The sequence below is a fragment of the Streptomyces sp. NBC_00425 genome (genome assembly GCF_036030735.1).
Lineage (GTDB): Bacteria > Actinomycetota > Actinomycetes > Streptomycetales > Streptomycetaceae > Streptomyces.
The window spans coordinates 9478029-9495564 of the sequence record NZ_CP107928.1; the positions used below are offsets into that span (position 1 = coordinate 9478029).

Below are 17536 nucleotides of genomic sequence, written 5' to 3' on the forward strand. Positions count from 1 at the left end.
TGGACCCGGTAGCCGAAAGGCGTCCGCACCTGGTTCTTGGTGCGGTTCCGCTCTAGCTCACCAGTCTTCATCGGCGTGCCGGCATCGGGCCAAGCCGCGTCAGGAGGACGCCGGCGGTTACGCCGCGCCGGGCTTCGAACCACGCCGACGCCGGCGGCCGAGCAGGCGGCCGAGCTGTCGCGCACGTTCGGCTGCGTCCGGCTCGTCTACAACAAGGCGCTGGAGGAACGCACTCGCGCGTGGTACAGCGAGCAGCGCCGTGTCTCCTACGTGCAGTCCTCCGCGGCGCTCACGGAGTGGAAGAAGACCGGGGAACTCGCCTTTCTGACGGAGGTGTCCTCCGTGCCGCTCCAGCAGGCGCTGCGACATCTTCAGACGGCGTTCGCCCACTTCTTCGCCAAGCGTGCCAAGTACCCGCGCTTCAAGTCGCGGAAGAAGTCCCGCGCGTCCGCCGAGTACACCCGCTCCGCCTTCAAGTTCCGTGACGGGCAACTCACGCTGGCGAAGATGGCCGAGCCGTTGGACATCCGCTGGTCGCGTCCGCTCCCGCACGGCTGCGCCTGGTACGGGCGCGAGCTTGTCGTGATCGACCGGTGGTTCCCCAGCTCGAAGCTGTGCGGGGCCTGCGGCACGGTCGCGGCGAGACTGCCGCTGAACGTCCGCGCGTGGACGTGCGAGCACTGCGGCGCCGTGCACGACCGCGACGTGAACGCGGCACGCAACATTCTGGCCGCCGGGCTGGCGGCGTCTGCCTGGGGAGACGGTGTGAGACCTCAACGGGAGTCCTCCCGGACGGGGCGATCGTCGGTGAAGCAGGAACCCCAGCGGGCGTCAGGGGCGCGAAAGGGTCCCGGCTCCCCACGTCTCATCCGCGGCGCTGGGCATTCGCTGTCTCGGTCAAGGCGTTGAGTGCTCTGAGGAAGCTGCGACGGTCGGCCGGCGGGAGTATGGCGAGGATGCGGTCCTCACCGACGCGGATGGCGGCGCGCACCGAGTGCTGAACTGCACGGCCCTCCTCCGTGATGGACAGGAGTCGGACCCGGCGATCGGCCGGGTCAGGCAAGCGGGAGATGAGCCCGGCCGCCTGGAGTTTGTCCAAGGTGGTGATGATGCGCGTCTTGTCCGCACCGATAGCTTCGGACAGTGCCGCCTGCGTCCGTACCGGGCCGTCGGCGAGGGCGCCGAGTACGGCGTATCCCCACATCGAAAGGCCGTGCTCGGCAAGGACCGGCAGTTCCACCTCGATCAACGAGTCGAGCAGGGGCTGGAGCATCGCAGCGAGGTCGCGACTCCTGTCGTTGAAGGTCATGGCGACATCGTATGTCCGTTGACAGATAGTAAACGGAAGCAGATCATAGGCGCATGCATATCAATGGGGAAGGCGTTGGGTCTGCCGAGTCCACGAGGCGCGGTCCTTCGTCATGGCCGACAGGCAGGGAACTGCTCGCATTGGATGCCGAGGCTGTGCGCACGAGCATGGAGGTGGTGTCGCTGGTGACCGCAGAGGATCTGGGCCGTTCGACGCCTTGTGCCGCCTGGACGTTACGTGAACTTCTGGCCCATATGACTGCCCAGCACGACGGCTTCGCGGCTGCGGCACGAGGGGGGAGCAGCCTTGGGCCGTGGCGGCCGCGGCCCGGCGAATCCGATCCTGTCGGCGTCTACCGGCGTTCGGCCGAACACGTCCTGGCGGCCTTCGCCGAGGAGAACGTCCTCGAGCGGTCCTTCCTGCTGCCCGAGATCGACGGCGAGCGGCCGTTCCCAGGAACCCGGGCCGTCGGATTCCATCTCGTCGACTACGTAGTGCACACGTGGGACGTGGCCAGGAGCCTGGACGTCGCGGTGGACTTCAGCTCTCCACTGCTCGCCGCCGCTTCGGCCGTAGCCCGGGCAGTCCCCGACGGTTCCACCCGCACTGCCTCCGGCGCCGCCTTCGCTCCAGGTATCTCAGACTCCCGCGAGACGCCGCTGAACGAGATAGTCGCCCTGCTCGGACGGTCCCCCGCGTGGCCGAACGGTTCGACAGGCGCCTTCCGGCCGCTCCGTACCGACCGTCTCCATCTGAGACTGTTCGCCTCCGATGACATCGACGCCATGTACGCCTACCAAGGCCTTTCCGAGGTTGCGCGATACTTGTATCGACCACCGCGCACTCGCCAGGAATGCGCGGATGTCATCGCCAAGATCTCGACGGCTCCCCCTTGGGCACACGATGGCGACAACCTGACGCTGGCCGTCTGCCGCAGCAGCACGCGGCAGGTCATCGGAGAGATCGTCCTCAAACTCGCCGATGCGCATGCCCGCCAGGTGGAGATCGGCTGGATCGTCCACCCGGACCATGCCGGCCAGGGCTATGCCACCGAGGCGGCCGGAGCAGCGGCGGCGGCAGCCTTCGGCCCGCTCGGCGCGCACCGTCTCTTTGCCCGCCTCGACACGCGAAACAGCGCTTCCGTCAGGCTGTGCGAACGCCTGGGTATGCGTCGCGAAGCACACCTTGTCGAGAACGACCTCGACCGGACGGGCTGGGGCAGCGAGTACGTCTATGCGGCCCTGCCTCACGAACTGGCATGACGGCGGCACTCGTGGACGGGACCAAATGGTCGGGATGCCGTTGCGGAGTGAGGGCGTGCCGACGCAGGATCGGTTCGACGTCCGGCGGGCACCTGTCGGCCGGAAGCGTACGAGCGACGCGATCAGCATCCATGCCTCCGATTTCTGGGCGGAGTGGCATCTGATGGAGCTGGGGCCGGCGACGGTGTTACCGGTGCCCTTCCCGCCGACGAGCTACCGGCGGAGCCCGAAGGCGGTCAGTCAGCCTGACTCCGAGCTGTGCCACCTCTCACTGGCTGCCGAAAGGCGACATAACCCTCGAGTGTGCCCGGCGGACCGACGTGTTCACCTCCCGAGACGTGCCCGTCGGCGACATCTCGAAGCTGTACGCACGACCGCCCTGGACGACTTCCTTCACGGCTACAAATGCCTTCGGTGCCACATGGCCCTCGGAGGTCGGCTGCCGATCAGCCGTGTGAACAACCCTGACGGTCAAAACATCTGGCGCCTTTCTGCGGTGCGGGACGGCACCTGTCCGTACGCCTCGCGGTAGTACGCGGCGAACCGGCCCAGGTGAGTGAAGCCCCAGCGCGCCGCGACGTCGGTTACCGTCCCGGACGCGGAACCGTCCGCGATGCGCAGCAGGTCCTGGTGTGCCCGGTCCAGCCGTACGCGCCGAAGGTGGGCCGCAGGGGTGGTCCCGAGGTCGGTCCGAAAACGATCCTGGAGGGTACGGGGGCTGACCCGCGCTGCCGCAGCCATGTCCGCTACCGACACGAGCTCAGCCGCGTGTTCCTCGCAATACTCCATGGCCCGTCGTACGGCACTCGACAGCTCAGGTCGGGCGTGCGCGGGCAGCGCGGCAGAGTGGTCCTGCGAATGGAGATCCGCCAGGCTGTGCACAAAGTTCTGTTCGCACTGCGCGGGGGTACGCGCGGTCCCCAGCCACGCGGCCATCACCGGGTCGCCGTCTGCGAGGGCGGGGGCGAAACGCAGCGCGGCGGCGGGTGGTTCGCCGGTCTGCGTGCTTACAGCGCTGTCCACCACCGCGCAGGCAAGGGCGCTCGCGCGGCGCAGGTGTTCGAGCAGCAGACCGAGCCGGCCGTCGACATCGGGGGCGGTCCAGCCGGTGACGGGTCCTTCGGGGAGGAGGTAGGCGAAGTACTTGCTGTTGCCGGGGACCTGCCACAGCAGCACCAGGACCACGCCCGTCAGCTCGCCTGCCTCCGGATCCGGCCCCCAGCCCAGCAGTTGGGCGTGCCAGCCCTCTTTCGCGTCGGCCCAGGACGGGCATTGCAGGAATCCGGCGCCGAACGCGGTGCCGAACGCGGCGCCGTCGGGGGGCGCGAGGAAGGCGTGGTAGGTCTCTGCGGAGATGGTTCGCAGGACCGGGCCCTGGCCCCGTGCTCGGCAATCGTGGCTGGGCGGAACGGGCAGTGCTGACACGGTCTGAACCTCCCCTTCTCCCCGGACCGGTCGCGGGGACACACAGGAGCTTCACAGCGGTCCATGACCGCTCCGCGCGGCGAATGTGACGGAACCATGACCGTTCCTCACCAGTCGCCGTCACACGCCAACACGGCGGCTGACCTGGCGTTCTGCGACTCTGCAGGCAGACGCACCCACCCCGTTCCCGGCCTTCCTGAAGGTCCCGCTGTCGCGTACCCGCTCGCCCATGCCCGCGTCCGGGCCGCCGTCGTGGCCGCGCTGCTGGCCCCGACCCCGTTCGTGATCGCGAAGGGCCGAGTAGGGCGAGCGGACGTTTCGGGTGGCGGGGGTTGGTCCGGAGTGCGGCGACGACGTTCTGGGTGCCGGCGATGCACAGGGGCCCGCGCCTAAAGGCTGTCCCGTCAGTGCGCTGAGAAGCCGTTGTCGAACCGGGCATGAGCTTTGAGTTCCTGCTGGTCAGGAATGGTTTCGGTCGGATTGAGGGATGGTCTCGACGTTCTGTTTCCGCTAGATCGTCGAGGGGTGCGCGGTGGCGACGACGCGGGTGGTGCCGGCTCGTCGATGCCCTGGCCGCGTCTGCCGAGGAGAGCACCGTCGCGGTGGAGGCCGAAGGCAAGGAAGCGTCTGCTGCCGTGTCCGCGTCTGTGCCGTCCTGCAGGCACTAGGGAGTCGGTTTCCGCGCGGTGACGACGGCGTTGGCACCGGTGTGGCCGGAGCCGAGCAGCCGGAGACCGGATCGCCGGTGCAACCGCCGACCGGTGGTGAGCGATGACCGGTCGGCGGTGCGTCCTGTCCGGCTTGCCCGGGGCATTACCGACGAGCCGGCACCACCCGCGTCGTCGCGGTCACGCCCGGCAGGGCCCGTTCGCCGCTCAGTACCGGCAACCCGTCCCGGTCGCCCTGGAGTTCATAACGGAAGAACGCGGTCGCGTAGGCGGTCAGTGCGTCCTGCTGCCGGGAGGGGGACAGTTCCTGGGCAGGGCAGGTGCTGTCGTCCTCACCGAACAGGTACGGCGGCGTCCATGTCGTGTTGTAGTAGTTGTGGTTCGCGCCCTTCAGCGAAATCGAGTAGTCCGTCGTGGTGTTCAGCCCGGTGACGTCGTCCAGGTACTCCTGGCCACCCTCGCGGACGGCGCCGTCACAGGAGCCGGTGACCACCGCGAACGGCAGCTTGGTGATGAGCGTGTCGCTGTGGTCGCCCTGCGGGTCGTCGAACTTGACGGGAGCGAGCCCCAGGACCGCACGGACGCGCACACCGGCCGGCCATTCGCGCCGGTGCTTGTCCGATGCCTGCCACATCACGCCTTTACCGCCACGTGAGTGTCCCAGGGTACCGACGCGGGTCATGTCGACATGGCCCGTGAAGTCCGGTGCGACCGGCCGCCCGGACGGATCGACGAAGTGTCCTGCCAGCGGGCCGCCCTTGCCCGCGGCCAACTGCTGCCACAGCCGCAGGTGTTCGTTGACCAGCCGGGCACGGTCGCCGTAGTCGAAGGACGTCTGGTTGATGGCGTCCACGCTGATCGACACTGCGACGAAACCGCGGGCGGCCAGCGCGGAGCCCAGAGAGTCGTAGCCGCGGTAACTCGGGAACGGGCGCGAGCCCTCCGTGCAGGGCCAGTAAACGGCGTCCTGGGAGTCACAGGCCCACCAGGAGCCGTGTGCCATGACGATCAGGGGGAGCCGGCCGGGGAGGTGCCGCGGATAGTGCACCCTCGCGCGCACCTCGCTGACCGTGCCGGACTCGGAGTCGGTGAACGCCGTGTCACCCAGGTCGTACTCGGCGAGCGCGACCGAGCCGCCACTGTCCTGCGCCGTGGCGGGCACTTGTACGCCCACCGACAGCAGGGCGGAGACGAGTAGCAGCGCGGCGGCCAGACGGGTCGTGATTCTCATGGGTGATCTCACGACCCGCTCGACGTAGTGCGCGCCGTGGCCGTTGCGCCGGCGTGTCCGGCTGCCGGGTCGAGCGACCCGAGGGATCCCGGGAAGAGGTATTTCTTCTCCGGAACGGTGGTGCCATGCACCCATGAGCTGAAGAAGCCGGTGAGGTCCTTGCCGGAGACCTTCTCGATGAGCGCCTCGAACTGCGGCCAGGACGCGTTGCCGTAGCGGTGGTCGCGCTGCCAGCGCTTGAGGGTGCCGAAGAACGCCGCGTCGCCGACCGTACGGCGCAGGGCGTGCAGCATCATGGACCCCTTGAAGTACAGGGCGCTGTCCAGTTCACGGCCCTGGCCGGGGTCGTACAGCTTCGTCGTCCAGAACTCGGGGTCCGCCGTGCTCTCCTCCACCATGCCGCGGTAGAAGGTCTCGTCCAGATTGTCTCCGTCCTTCTCGTACCACAGCTGGACGGCGTACTGGGCGAAGCACTCGGCCAGGCAGCCGTCGCGCCAGTCGGAGATGGAGATGCTGTTGCCGAACCACGCGTGGGTGTTCTCGTGGACCATGGAGACGTCGAAGAACCCCCCGTGGTACGTCGGGCGGCTCTGTGTCTCCAGGGCGAGTGGGCCGTTGTCGTCTTCGTTGCCGGTGATGACGATCGCCCCGGCCGAGGAGAAGGGGTACGGGCCGAACTTCGAAGCCAGGAAGTCGATGATCTCCGGCAGCTGCGCCTCCTTATCCCGCTCGATGCGGGACCCGGGGCTGTAGGCGTTGATGACGGGGGTGCCGTCGGAGAGCTTCGAGGTGCGCATCGTGAACTTGTCGATGGCGATGGTGCTGAGGAATGTGGCCATCGGCCGGTCCTCGTACCAGCGGAACGTGCTCGTGCCCTGCTGGGTGGTCGTGTCGCCGGGCTGCCCGTTGCCGACCACCGTCCAGCCGGTGGGGACCGTGGCCGTGAGCCGGAAGGTCGCCTTGTCCGAGGGGTGGTCGTTGGCCGGGTACCAGGCCGTGGCGGCGTGCGGCTCGCCCGACACGTTCGCGCCGCCGTCGGCGAGGGTGTGCCAGCCTTCGCCGACCGGTTCGCCGGAGTAGCGGACGCGTACGGAGAAGCGCGTGTTCTTCGCCATCGGTCGGGCGGGGGTGATGACGAGCTCGTGCGCGCCCTCGCGGGAGACCACGCGGGCGGGTGTGCCGTCCACGGTGACGGAGGTGACCTGGAAGCCTTCCAGGTCGAGGTGAAAGCGGTCCAGGTCCTGTGTCGCGACGGCCTGCACCGTGGTGTCGCCCTCCAGATGGCGGGGGCGGGCCGGGTCGTAGTTCACGCGGACGTCGTACTCGGACACGTCGTAGCCGGAGTTGCCGTCGTCGGGGAAGTACGGGTCACCGACGCCGGAGTCGCCGGGAGCAGCGGAGGCGGGCAGGGCGGTGAGCACGATTCCGGTGGCCAGGGCCGTGGCCAGGGTGGTGCGGCGGCCATATTTCAAGCGGGCAGGCATGCGTCAGCTCCTTCAAGGCGTTCAGGGCGTTCAGGGGAGGTGTCGAGAGGCCGGGACTGGGTCAGGGGCGCGCGGCGAGCTGCCAGACCGTGCTGATGAACGCGTTGGTGCTGGTCGTCTCGGTCACCGGGTCCGCGTTCTCGACGCGGTCGCACGCCTCGTGAGTGCAGTCGTCGAGCCCTGTGGCGAAGCCGCCCACCGGGATGCCCGCGTCACCGAACGAGACATGGTCGCTGCCGCCGATGCCGATCTTCACCGTGCGCAGATTTCGGGCCGCGAAGTACGCCTTGAAGGCCTCGGCCGCTGCAGGGTCGTCCTGGACGACGAGCCAGGGCCGGTTGTTCTTGGTGCCGGCCATGTCGACGTTCAGGTAGACGTCGATCCGGTCGCGTTCGGCGGCGGGCAACTCCCGCACATAGGCACTGGATCCCACCGTTCCGGCCTCCTCAGCGCCCCACCAGGCGAAACGCAGATGACTGTTGGGCTTGAGGCCGGATTCGGACACCTCAAGGGCGGTAGCGAGCAGGGCGGCGGAGCCGGAGCCGTTGTCGTTGATGCCGGGGCCGGTCTCCACGCTGTCGAGGTGCGCCCCGGTGAACACGATGTGTTCGGGGTCGCCGCCGGGCCAGTCCGCGATGAGGTTGTAGCCGGTGGCGCCGTTGTGCGTGAAGCGGTGCAGGCTGGTACGGAAACCGGCCCTGTCCAGCGCGGCTTTCACATAGGCGACCGAGTCGCGGTAACCCTGGGTGCCGTGGGCGCGGTTGCCGCCGTTGCGGTCAGCGATCCGCTGCAAGGCGCCCAGGTGCGGCATGACCTGGTCGGCGGTGACGACGGGCGGGGTGACGTCCGTACGGGGTTCGGCCATGGCGGCGGGGGCGCCGGCCACGACGGCGGCAGACAGGCCGAGGACCGCGGTCGCGCGGCGGAGGCGGGAGGATGCGCGGGGCCGGGGCGTGCGGGGGCCGGCTGTACGGCGACCTGGCGTGCTGATCGGGTGCATCGGTGCGCGCCCCTCCGAGGGGGTTGATGGCGGGTGCGCCCGGGTGCCCGGGCGCGGGAGACCACGAACAAGGCGGTTGTGATGCCCTGGACTCCGGATGGAGAGACGGGGTTGCCGCGCACCGTGTTGTAAAGAGATGGCAAAGTGTCAGGAGACGTATCCGGCCGCACCGCAGGAGGAACCGCCCGGCGGCTTCGCCCCCGAGGCCGACGGTCTAGGACGCTCGCGCGGCGGCCTCCAGTCCAGCAGCCGGTCGAGGACCACCTGCTTGCCCGGGGTGTCGGTGGCGACCTCGGCGGCGAGGTGGTCGAGTACGGCGTCGGGCCCGCCGCCGGATACGACGTGCAGCGCGACGGGCAGCCCGTCCAGCAGCCTGCGGGGACTGGTCCCGCTGCGTGGTCGACTCCTCCCACGGCAGAGCGCTGAAAGGGGGATCCACACGGGCCCCTCGCCAGTCGACCGAGGCCGGGCCGGCTCGAAGCACCACCTGATCACCGACGGACACGGCACCCCGCTCGCCGTCCTGCTGACCGGCGGCAACCGCAACGACGTCACCCAACTCCTGCCCCTGCTCGACGCGATCCCGCCGGTCCGCGGCAGGATCGGCCGGCCCCGCCGCAAGCGGGACTCGCTATGTGCCGACCGCGGCTACGACCACGACATCTACCGCGATCAGGTCCGCGCCCGCGGCATCGTGCCCGTGATCGCCCCGCCGCGGCACCCTGCACGGCACCGGACTGGGCACCTACCGCTGGGTGGTCGAGCGAAGTCTTGCGTGGCTGCACGGCTTCCGACGTCTGCGCATCCGATGGGAACGGCGAGCCGGCATCCACGAAGCGTTCCTCAAACTCGCCCGCTGCCTCATCACTTACCGACAACTCGGCTCATTGAGTCAGCCGTTGTCAGGTTGCGCCAGATGGCCTGCCGAGGAGGGGTTTCGAGCTGCTTGGGGAGCTTCTTCTGCTTCCCTTTGATGATCGCGCTCTCATTTTGAGGTGCGCCCTGGACTGTTTCAGTAAAGGGCCTCGAGATCGGGATCCCTTTTCTGCTGGAACTTGTCCTCCGGTCCTTGACCGATCCGCACCGTCCCGGCAATCCGATACGCGCGGATCTGCCGGCGGAGAACGGATAGCGAGCGGTCGTCCGCCACTCATATGCTGCACTCGATCGGCGAGTACGGCCAAACCCGGCGAAGGCATGCAGCACTTGCGAGGGCGCGGCAACGGCAGCACGTCAGAAACAGGGGGATTGAAGTTGCGAGTGAGCATCAGGTGGTTCATGACTGCTCTGGTCATGGGGATCCTTTTAGGGGCAGCCGGGCAGGGAGCGGCGGTCGCGTCCTCGACCGACGCAGGATTTGTGGCACAGGCGCGAGCAGCGGGGGTGTCGGCCGAGAAGGCCGCGGCACTGCAGGCCAAGGTCGACGACTACCTGGCCAGGCTGCAGGGGAGGGGCAAGCAGGTCTCGCCGAACCAGATCAGCATGAAGGGGGCAGTCCTGAACGTGACCGTTCCCGGGGAAGCGCGGCCCCGACAGCTCGTGCAACCCAGTCAAGCCGTTCCTCAGGCGACCGTGTGTAAGGACTTTTCATCATGGTCTCCAGTGCCCTACGGGTGGTTCTGTGCCTACAGGTTCCAGTGGGGTGGGGGTGACTCTATCGGCATGTATGACTGCGATAACTACTTCATCCCCTGGGTCTCCGAGGGTTCCTGGATGAATAACCAGACCGCCGGTACCGTTCCGAGGCTCTACTTCAGGAATTTGAGCTGGTGGGATATGCCTGCGGCGTACTCTATGCAGGGATACCACGTTGACTGGAATCCCGTGAACTCCATCACGAACTGCCGATAGCAGTTTGGGACGCTACCAATCGGGGGCTGATGGACGCGGATCCCGACTATCGCGGGTGGCAGAGCACTGCGAACACTGCGATCCACCAGTGCGAAGGGGCCCGGCAGGAAGCGCGGCTCTAAAAGCAGCAGGCCCGCCAGGCCCCACCTGGCGGGTCGCAGAACACCCGGTTGCACGTGTCCGACAAGCGGGAGACCTGCACCACGGCCGACGCACCTGGCCACGACGTGCCGACTGGTGGACGTATTTGCCCCCGGTTGCCGGATGTCTCCCTGTGCTCAAGTCCGCAGTAATTCCAGGGCTGTAAGTACATGTGCAGGAACACGACGATCAGAATGGGATACACGAATGCTTGCAGTGAACAGCGGCGGCCGCCGCAAAACGCTGGCGATGGTGTTCGCCGTAGCCGTCTGCACGACGGTTCTCACGTGGCAGGGTGCCTCCGCTGCCCATGCCGCCAACCCTTATGACGGCGCGGACCCGGCCGCCACGGGCTGCTCCTCGAATGCCAAGACTCTTGCCTCCGCGCCTCTCTATCTGCCCAACACGACCAGTCAGGCCGGCACCATCGAGATGCGCTACAGCAACACCTGCATGACCCAATGGATCCGCGTTCACTCCAACCGGACCAGTTGTAGCGGTGAGCCTTGCCGCAACCTTGCGGAGATCACCCGCCCCGCGGGGGCGGACGGCCCGGCCCTGACCGTGGGCCGCGGCAGCGTGGCCGCGGGCGAGCCCTATCAGTGGAGCCTGATGGTCTACACCCCCAACACCCGCTCCTGCGGGACCGGCAACGCCGACACCGGCTCCGGAACGGCCTACCCGTACGGGGAATGGGGACGCCAGATCTGCGGCTGAGCCGGGGCAGAGCCACGAACCACAAAAGCTCGTCCTGGCAGACCAAGGAACGCTCACAGAAGGTTTCAATGGCTGGGGTCTGACCCTGAATGGACTTGTCCGTCGGCTCAGCCCCAGCCCGCAAACCGACTTTGCGGACCCGGCCTACACTGCCCCTGGATGCGTCTACGCCCGTGAGCTCGACCGAGAGTGTCCACAGGCGGGCAGCCTGCTCGGGGACGGTCGCGTGTGATGAGCTGGACGGGGAGGGGTCCCGTGCGGGTGGGGTGCGTGTGCGGTGCGACCATCGGAGGTGCGTGAGGCCGAAGGCAGCCAGCACTCCGCCGCTGACTGTCTGCGGCGCGACAAGTTCTGCCGGCGGCCGGCGGCCGCCACGCCGCTCCCCAAGCACACCCACAGAAAGGCTCCCACGATGAACTCGTTGGACCGCCCCGCACACGGACATGGTCCGGTCGACCACCGCGCCGAGATCGCGGTGGAGACCGCCCGACTCGTCGCAGCCCTCAAGGACGCCGACCTGACGACAGCCGTGCCGAGCTGCCCAGGTTGGACACTGGCAGACCTGGTCAAGCACACCGGTAGCGTCCAGCGTTGGTTCTCGAGTCTTCTGCACGCGCGCATCCAGGAGCCCCCGCGCAAGCGGGAGGTGGACCTGCGGCTCCCGGAACGGCAGGAAGAGTACGCAGAGTGGCTGACCGAAAGTGCGACCGTGGCCGCGGAGGCCTTCGCGGCCACCGAGCCGGACCTGCCCATGTGGGCCTGGGGCGTCGATCAGCACGCCCGCTTCTGGGCACGCCGGATGCTCTTCGAGACTCTGTTGCATCGGGTCGACGCCGAACTGGCCCTGGGTCGCCGACCCACCGTGGACCGCCCGTTGGCGGTGGACGGGGTCGACGAGTTCCTCGTCAATCTGCCCTTCGCCACCTTCTTCGCGCCCCGAGTCGCCGAGCTACGCGGTCCCGACAAGGCCATCCGCTTTCACGCGACCGACGGTGAGGGAAACTGGGTGGTCCGCCTGCGGTCCGAAGGTTTCGGGCTCGACGCCAATCCCGGTGCTGCCGAAACCGCCGACGCAACCGTTCATGGAACCGCGGCCGACCTGTTGCTGCTTGTCTACGGCCGACTGCACCACGATGCGGCGGTCTTCACACGTGACGGAGACAACGACCTGCTGATTCACTGGTTCGCCAACTCCGCGTTCTAGGACTGGTTGACGTCCTGCTCCATAGGCTGCCTGCAGCGGATCTCCCACGCCTGCATGGCGAGAGTGCCCAAGTACCGGGCGGCCTACGAGCCTTGTGGATGACGCTCGCATCGACCGTGCGGTGCGTCACTCCCAGGGCCCGTCTCGCAGGCGCATGGGAGGCGTGGTCATCGTGGTCCGGCGCGGAGAACTGGCTGAAAGACAGTAGTCGCCGGATCCGCTCTCCGGTAGCGTACCGACCAGGCGGTACGTCTGGCGATGTCTTGTACGCCGTCATGTGCTCGATGAATACGAATGTTTCATCCGCCACGGGACGGAGAGCCGATCATGACGCAGAACGTGAACCGCGACAGCCTCGCCTTCGCGCGCGAGACCTGGAGAACCCTCGAGCCCTACCATGGAGCTGTCTACTTCTCTCCCGAAGCCGCAGGCCGGTATGGCGAGTTGGGCGTGGACGCCAGGACAGGGTACTTCGCGTCCCGTTCGGCCGCGCTCGGCGCGGCTTCGGCGGATTTGGTCATCGCCACGTTCTACAACTTCAATCCACAACTGGTGCGCCGGGCCGTACCCGCGGCATGGGAGGTCGCTACGCCGCAGCAGTTCGCCGCTGCTCGGCTCGCAGGAATCGATGCCACGCTCCGGCGCATCCTCGGCGCGGACGTCTCCTCGCCGGCGATGGCCCGCGCCGCGGAATTGGCCCGTACCGCAGCTGAAGTGACTGCTGATCACCCACAGGGCCGACCTCTTTTTGCCGCGCACGCCGCACTGCCGTGGCCGAGCGCGCCCCACCTCGTGCTCTGGCATGCGCAGACTCTGCTGAGGGAGTTCCGAGGCGACGGCCATGTGGGGGCACTGCTGACCGCCGGACTGAGCGGGATCGAAGCTCTCGTCACGCATGCCGCCGCAGGCGACGTCGATGCCGGGGTCCTTCGCGACTCGCGAGCATGGACACCGCACCAGTGGGACCAGGCCGTCCAGGGCCTACGTGAGCGTGGATGGCTCGACGACGGACCGGACCTGGTCCTGACCGAGGAGGGGGCGCGGCGCAGGGCGGAGATCGAGCACACCACCGACAGGCTGGCCGCCCTCCCGTATCTCACGCTCGGTTCCACGGCCTGCGACGAACTGTGCTCGCTGGTAAGGCCGTTCAGCCTTGCGTTGGCGAAGGAGCTCCTGCCGTGGGCGGTCGGTCGCCTGAGCGCACGGAGCGTATGAGCGAGGGTGTCGAGGTCGGGAACGGCTCGGGGGCGCTGAACCTCGGTTCGCGACGAACCCCTTCGATCGAACGACGTCGTCACGCTCCCCAAGGTCTGTCCCAGAACCAATTTCACCGGCATTTGGCGATCGACGGATCCGCAGAAGTGCACGGGAAATGGCGATACTGCCGTGAGTGAGGGCGTTCGCGCCGACCACGACGATGACCGGGATGACCGGCGCATCCAAGGGACCAGGCACGGTAATCTCGCGCCATGCTCGAGGCATCGGTGGCGCACTTCTATGACGAACTGGCTGATGACTACCACCTGATCTATGCAGACTGGGACGCGAGCGTTCGTCGGCAGGGTCGCGTCCTTGACGCCTTGATCGGCCAGGATCGCGCGACGGTCCTCGACTGTTCCTGTGGCATCGGCACGCAGGCCATCGGTCTGGCGCTGCGTGGGCATCGGGTCACCGGGACCGACGTCAGCCGCCGCGCCGCCGCCCGCGCTGCCCGTGAGGCCGCCCGCCGGAACCTGAGCCTGCGCACGGCCGCCGCCGACATGCGACGCCTCCCGTTTCCGGATGGCCGGTTCGACACGGTCGTCAGCGCCGACAACTCACTGCCTCACCTGCTCACCGAGCAGGATGTGCACGCCGCCCTGGCCGAGATGCGCCGAGTGCTGCGTCCCGACGGCCTGCTGCTGGTCAGCACGCGCCCCTACGACGACCTGCTGCGCGACCGCCCGTCTTCGACACGCCTCCACAGGTCCACGGGAACGTCGACCGTGCCGACGGCGAGGAATGCACCGTCACCTTCCAGCTCTGGCACTGGCACGACGACGGCGAGCACTACGACCTGGAGCACTTCCAACTCCTCCCGGCAGGCGGAGAATGGCGGGTCCAGGCCCGCCGTACTACCTACTGGGCACTCGGAGGGGACCGGCTGGCCGGTCTCGCCGCCGAGGTCGGGTTCGTCGACCTCGAGTGGCGGACGCCGCAGGCAACGGGCTTCTTCCAGCCACTGCTCGTGGCCCGTGCCGGGGCGTAGGTGACTCCCGCGTCTCGGCGGGGGAGGGGCAGCTGTCAGCCGGCCTTGGCGGGTGCCTCAGCACCTTTCTGGGTGGTGGCGAGGCGGTAGGAGTCGGTCTCGGACTCCATGACAGCGCCGTTGAAGGCGAGGCGGTCGACGATGACCGCGCAGTGGTGTGAGGGGGTAGTGAAGGTCGTGGTTCAGCCATCCGGGGCTGCCACAGCCGCATAGGCCGACTGCTCCAGGTGCTACCTGCGTCCCCTCGACCTTCGAACCGTGGAAATCATGCCGACGAGGGCCGTCCAGTGGTAGCGCGCCGGCGGGCCGGAGAGGACGCGCCTCCGGCTACCCAGGATGACCGGACAACGACGGTCAGACCCGGTGAACTGTTCGCCTGTGACAACACCCGGCCCTACCGGCTCATCGGTGTTGATCACACCCACATGACTGTGCTCTGCGTTCCCAGGGCGAGTCTCGGGAGACGTATCAACTCCGTAAGCCGGCGCACGGCAATCCCCCTCAGCGCCCGGATCGGGATCGGCAGACTCGTCGGCCACGCGCTGTCATCCGCCACCGAAGAGCTCGCTGATCACAGTCCGGCACAGTCCGGCACGGACGCACGTGGGCGACGCGCTCACCGCACTCCTGCTCGCCGCTTTCGCCGACACCACCCCCGAGCGGGCCCCCGTCGGCAGTGATCTGGGCGACCGTGTTCGTGCCTATGTGCTAGCGCACCTGCACGATCCCCGTCTCGGTGCGGAACACGTGGCCCGCAGGCACCACATCTCCGTCCGCCATCTCCATGCGCTCTTCAAAGTGGCGACCTGACCTTCGCCGCCTGGGTCCGACATGAACGCCTGCTTCGGATCCGCCGAGGCCTCCTCGAACCGGCCGCCGCGGACATCTCGACAGCCGTCATCGCAGCGCGATGGGGAATACGTGACCCCAAGCACCTTGGCAGGGCACTGAAACGCGAGTTCGGCACGGCCGTCAGTGACCTCCGCCGCGGCTTCAAGGACTGAGCGGACCGAGCGGCATGCACTCAACGGGTGGCGGCGGAGGAGATCGTTCTCGCCTGACCGGAACCCCGCCTCTCGACGGCCGTAGGACGCATTCAGCCCAAGGCGCCACCCTGGTTGCATGCTGGTGGCTCTCCGACGGGGGAAGTGAGGAGCAGGACCACGTCCTGTCTCGAGAAAATGTCTTGGGGGAGCCCGTCCCTCCCACCGCGGCCCCGACCCCTCACCTTGCCCAGGGAGAGGCAGAACCCCCGAGCCCGAGGTGTTCAGGGTGACGCGGTGACGGTTGCGCTGGACATGCAGTCGTGCACCATGGACAGGAGTTCCTGGTCCGTGAGACCGAACTCTCGCGCCTGGGTGATGAGGCCGCGCACGGCCTCGGTGAGCCGTGCCTTGTCTGCGACGCCGGACGCCGCGGTGATCACCGCGCCCCGGCCACGGCGCAGCTCGATCAGGCCCTCGTCACGCAGTCGCTGGTAACCGCGCAGAACCGTGTGCACGTTGACGCCCAACGACTCGGCGACCTCGCGGGCAGGCGGCAGTCGCTCACCCGGGGCTGCGGTGCCGTTGGCGATCGCCCCTCGTACACAGGCAGCGATCTGCTCACCCAGCGGCACGGGAGAACTCGAAAGCACCCGAAACAGCATTCCTCGTCACGCTCCCGCCGCGTGGCGATCGACCAGGCCGTTGAGCAGCGCGGCCGCGGTAGTCGAGTCGTCGACGGTGACCACGTATTCGCGTCCCTCCGCCGTGCGGACCGAGAGCGCCTCCCCCGATCGCAGGACCACGCCCCGCCGGTTCGGTCGTATCCGATAGCCCCAGCCGCCGAAGTCTCCCATGGCATTGATCTGGACGCTGCTTGCGCTGACGATGCTGCGGAGCGGCAGGGCCAGCCGGGGCCTGGGCAGGACCGTCGAGGCAACAGAAACTCCGCGCCGGTCGACGGTTACCCGGACACCGGCGAAGGGTGCGCACGTGAGGCCGAGGAGGAGCGGCAGCAGTCCTACCTGCCACAGGCCGAACGTCACGGCGAACAGCCCGCTGAGGGCGACGACGCCGGCCGGGATCAGGAGTGCGCGGGAGGTTACGGTGCGGCTCCAGGCCGCGGTTTCGCCCTCGGTCAGCACTAGCGCAGGGGATAGCCTCGCGGGCGCGGAGCCCGGGACGCCACTCGTCAGCCACCAGACCAGCGTGCCGGTGGCCACGCCCGCCAGCAGTAGTACGGCCATGTGCCACATCGGCAGTTGTACTTGGGCCGGATCCTGGACGTCCGTGTTGAAAAGGACGGTGAGGACTAGCGGGTAGCCGAGCGTGACAGCTGTGCCGGCACCGACCGCGGCGGTCAACCTCCCCCCAGGGCTCTCCTTGGAGACCAGGGCCAGCACTGTGAAAAGCAGTCCGAGACCAACGAGCAGGCCACTGCCGATCCATAGCGCGGCGGTCCGACTCGTGAAGCCGTCAGCCTCACCATCCCCCGAGAAGTGGGTGGCGATCCGTCCGGGCAGCCGGTCGTAGCTCGCCAGGAAGACACCGACGTAGGCGGCGGTAGCGACGCCGAACGGAACGGCCGTCAGGGCGCACCTGCGAAGGACGGTCATGACTCTCCCTCGGAACATTGTTCTCATTGAAGTAGAACAATCTCAGCCTACTTCAGCGTCGCCCGCCTTCAAGACCCTCTCCTGAAGCTGCGTCAAGCGACAGGTAGACGGACAGGGTTGGGCCGTGCCACAAACACAGCAGCCGGCTCCGGCTCCCTGAAGGACCAGTCGAGGGCGACCCAGGCGTCGACGCTACCGGCGGCCTTCTCGGCTTCGACCAGTGCGAGCAGCCGGTCCCGGGTCTCGTGAGTGACGTGACGGCTGAAGGTCATCGCGGTGCGCACCGCCGGGTCCGCCATGTGTGTCGACCTTCGGCCCACCGGACAGACCGAGTGACGGGGTGCGCCGCCCCTGTCGCTTCGGGAGTGCAGGGCCGGCGTGAGGGGTGGGGTCATCT

17 protein-coding genes and 5 pseudogenes are annotated in these 17536 nt (G+C 68.0%); 12 read left to right on the plus strand and 10 right to left on the minus strand.

The window, feature by feature from the left end:
- Nucleotides 1-75 precede the first annotated feature (75 nt).
- Nucleotides 76-909, plus strand: coding sequence for an RNA-guided endonuclease InsQ/TnpB family protein (locus OHS82_RS41915; RefSeq protein ID WP_328435897.1), 834 nt, complete (start codon nucleotides 76-78; stop codon nucleotides 907-909).
- Here the strand turns inward: OHS82_RS41915 and OHS82_RS41920 are convergent.
- Nucleotides 866-1309 carry a MarR family winged helix-turn-helix transcriptional regulator gene (locus OHS82_RS41920; protein WP_328435898.1) on the minus strand — a complete coding sequence of 148 codons (444 nt, stop codon included), beginning with the start codon at nucleotides 1307-1309 and terminating at the stop codon, nucleotides 866-868. The genes OHS82_RS41915 and OHS82_RS41920 overlap by 44 nt on opposite strands.
- Nucleotides 1310-1362: 53 nt before the next feature.
- Between OHS82_RS41920 and OHS82_RS41925 the strand changes: the two are divergent.
- Both OHS82_RS41925 and OHS82_RS41930 read left to right on the plus strand, forming a co-directional pair.
- Nucleotides 1363-1986: pseudogene (locus OHS82_RS41925) on the plus strand (TIGR03086 family metal-binding protein); the annotation flags it as partial.
- Nucleotides 1987-2571 (plus strand): GNAT family N-acetyltransferase, encoded by a 585-nt coding sequence (locus OHS82_RS41930; protein WP_057577404.1) that lies wholly within the window; start codon nucleotides 1987-1989, stop codon nucleotides 2569-2571.
- Nucleotides 2572-3042: 471 nt separating this feature from the next.
- Here the strand turns inward: OHS82_RS41930 and OHS82_RS41935 are convergent, their stop codons facing one another.
- The 5 genes and pseudogenes from OHS82_RS41935 to OHS82_RS41955 form a co-directional block, all read right to left on the minus strand.
- Nucleotides 3043-3996, minus strand: coding sequence for a helix-turn-helix transcriptional regulator (locus tag OHS82_RS41935; RefSeq protein WP_328435899.1), 954 nt, complete (start codon nucleotides 3994-3996; stop codon nucleotides 3043-3045).
- Nucleotides 3997-4809: 813 nt separating this feature from the next.
- A complete protein-coding gene (locus tag OHS82_RS41940) occupies nucleotides 4810-5895 on the minus strand; it encodes an alpha/beta hydrolase (protein ID WP_328435900.1) in 1086 nt (361 codons plus the stop codon).
- An 8-nt stretch (nucleotides 5896-5903) separates the two neighbouring features.
- Nucleotides 5904-7379: a M1 family metallopeptidase gene (locus OHS82_RS41945; RefSeq protein WP_328435901.1), complete on the minus strand. Its 1476-nt coding sequence runs from the start codon at nucleotides 7377-7379 to the stop codon at nucleotides 5904-5906.
- A 61-nt stretch (nucleotides 7380-7440) separates the two neighbouring features.
- Nucleotides 7441-8265, minus strand: coding sequence for a M20/M25/M40 family metallo-hydrolase (locus OHS82_RS41950; RefSeq protein ID WP_328435902.1), 825 nt, complete (start codon nucleotides 8263-8265; stop codon nucleotides 7441-7443).
- A gap of 351 nt (nucleotides 8266-8616) precedes the next feature.
- Nucleotides 8617-8778, minus strand: a pseudogene (locus tag OHS82_RS41955) (cupin domain-containing protein); the annotation flags it as partial.
- On the opposite strand from OHS82_RS41955, the pseudogene OHS82_RS41960 reads away from it, so the two are divergent.
- From OHS82_RS41960 to OHS82_RS41985, 6 genes and pseudogenes are all read left to right on the plus strand, one after another.
- A pseudogene (locus tag OHS82_RS41960) lies at nucleotides 8760-9266 on the plus strand (IS5 family transposase); the annotation flags it as partial. The pseudogenes OHS82_RS41955 and OHS82_RS41960 overlap by 19 nt on opposite strands.
- 391 nt (nucleotides 9267-9657) lie before the next feature.
- Nucleotides 9658-10230, plus strand: coding sequence for a hypothetical protein (locus tag OHS82_RS41965; RefSeq protein ID WP_063894238.1), 573 nt, complete (start codon nucleotides 9658-9660; stop codon nucleotides 10228-10230).
- A 348-nt stretch (nucleotides 10231-10578) separates the two neighbouring features.
- Nucleotides 10579-11088 carry a DUF2690 domain-containing protein gene (locus OHS82_RS41970; protein WP_157876319.1) on the plus strand — a complete coding sequence of 170 codons (510 nt, stop codon included), beginning with the start codon at nucleotides 10579-10581 and terminating at the stop codon, nucleotides 11086-11088.
- Nucleotides 11089-11500: 412 nt separating this feature from the next.
- Complete coding sequence (locus tag OHS82_RS41975; RefSeq protein ID WP_057577405.1) at nucleotides 11501-12292, plus strand: maleylpyruvate isomerase family mycothiol-dependent enzyme; 792 nt, start codon at nucleotides 11501-11503, stop codon at nucleotides 12290-12292.
- Nucleotides 12293-12619: 327 nt separating this feature from the next.
- Entirely contained in the window at nucleotides 12620-13507 is an 888-nt protein-coding gene (locus OHS82_RS41980; protein ID WP_328435903.1) for an SCO6745 family protein, read from the plus strand.
- A gap of 254 nt (nucleotides 13508-13761) precedes the next feature.
- A pseudogene (locus OHS82_RS41985) lies at nucleotides 13762-14540 on the plus strand (class I SAM-dependent methyltransferase).
- Between the two features lie 35 nt (nucleotides 14541-14575).
- Here the strand turns inward: OHS82_RS41985 and OHS82_RS43655 are convergent.
- Nucleotides 14576-14722: pseudogene (locus OHS82_RS43655) on the minus strand (IS21-like element helper ATPase IstB); the annotation flags it as partial.
- A 105-nt stretch (nucleotides 14723-14827) separates the two neighbouring features.
- Between OHS82_RS43655 and OHS82_RS41990 the strand changes: the two are divergent.
- From OHS82_RS41990 to OHS82_RS42000, 3 genes are read left to right on the plus strand one after another with little or no spacing between them, the layout of a single operon-like run.
- Nucleotides 14828-15220 (plus strand): hypothetical protein, encoded by a 393-nt coding sequence (locus OHS82_RS41990; protein WP_328435904.1) that lies wholly within the window; start codon nucleotides 14828-14830, stop codon nucleotides 15218-15220.
- Nucleotides 15144-15350 carry a hypothetical protein gene (locus OHS82_RS41995; protein WP_057577354.1) on the plus strand — a complete coding sequence of 69 codons (207 nt, stop codon included), beginning with the start codon at nucleotides 15144-15146 and terminating at the stop codon, nucleotides 15348-15350. Before OHS82_RS41990 ends, OHS82_RS41995 begins: the two co-directional genes overlap by 77 nt.
- A gap of 38 nt (nucleotides 15351-15388) precedes the next feature.
- A complete protein-coding gene (locus OHS82_RS42000) occupies nucleotides 15389-15544 on the plus strand; it encodes a hypothetical protein (RefSeq protein WP_328436174.1) in 156 nt (51 codons plus the stop codon).
- 263 nt (nucleotides 15545-15807) lie between these two features.
- Here OHS82_RS42000 and OHS82_RS42005 read toward each other — a convergent pair whose 3' ends face one another.
- The 3 genes from OHS82_RS42005 to OHS82_RS42015 form a co-directional block, all read right to left on the minus strand.
- Complete coding sequence (locus OHS82_RS42005) at nucleotides 15808-16188, minus strand: GntR family transcriptional regulator (protein ID WP_057577355.1); 381 nt, start codon at nucleotides 16186-16188, stop codon at nucleotides 15808-15810.
- Between the two features lie 6 nt (nucleotides 16189-16194).
- Nucleotides 16195-17139, minus strand: a complete 945-nt coding sequence (locus OHS82_RS42010) for a DUF1648 domain-containing protein (RefSeq protein WP_328435905.1) — start codon at nucleotides 17137-17139, stop codon at nucleotides 16195-16197.
- Nucleotides 17140-17231: 92 nt separating this feature from the next.
- Entirely contained in the window at nucleotides 17232-17438 is a 207-nt protein-coding gene (locus OHS82_RS42015) for a hypothetical protein (protein WP_328435907.1), read from the minus strand.
- Nucleotides 17439-17536 lie beyond the last annotated feature (98 nt).

Excerpts from the sequence above, each read along its gene's own strand:
- OHS82_RS41980 (WP_328435903.1), top strand. The coding sequence starts at position 12,620 with ATGACGCAGAACGTGAACCGCGACAGCCTCGCCTTCGCGCGCGAGACC.
- OHS82_RS41940 (WP_328435900.1), bottom strand. The coding sequence starts at position 5,895 with ATGAGAATCACGACCCGTCTGGCCGCCGCGCTGCTACTCGTCTCCGCC.
- OHS82_RS42015 (WP_328435907.1), bottom strand. The coding sequence starts at position 17,438 with ATGGCGGACCCGGCGGTGCGCACCGCGATGACCTTCAGCCGTCACGTC.
- OHS82_RS41970 (WP_157876319.1), top strand. The coding sequence starts at position 10,579 with ATGCTTGCAGTGAACAGCGGCGGCCGCCGCAAAACGCTGGCGATGGTG.
- OHS82_RS41920 (WP_328435898.1), bottom strand. The coding sequence starts at position 1,309 with ATGACCTTCAACGACAGGAGTCGCGACCTCGCTGCGATGCTCCAGCCC.
- OHS82_RS42010 (WP_328435905.1), bottom strand. The coding sequence starts at position 17,139 with ATGACCGTCCTTCGCAGGTGCGCCCTGACGGCCGTTCCGTTCGGCGTC.
- OHS82_RS41945 (WP_328435901.1), bottom strand. The coding sequence starts at position 7,379 with ATGCCTGCCCGCTTGAAATATGGCCGCCGCACCACCCTGGCCACGGCC.
- OHS82_RS41975 (WP_057577405.1), top strand. The coding sequence starts at position 11,501 with ATGAACTCGTTGGACCGCCCCGCACACGGACATGGTCCGGTCGACCAC.
- OHS82_RS42005 (WP_057577355.1), bottom strand. The coding sequence starts at position 16,188 with ATGCTGTTTCGGGTGCTTTCGAGTTCTCCCGTGCCGCTGGGTGAGCAG.
- OHS82_RS41965 (WP_063894238.1), top strand. The coding sequence starts at position 9,658 with ATGACTGCTCTGGTCATGGGGATCCTTTTAGGGGCAGCCGGGCAGGGA.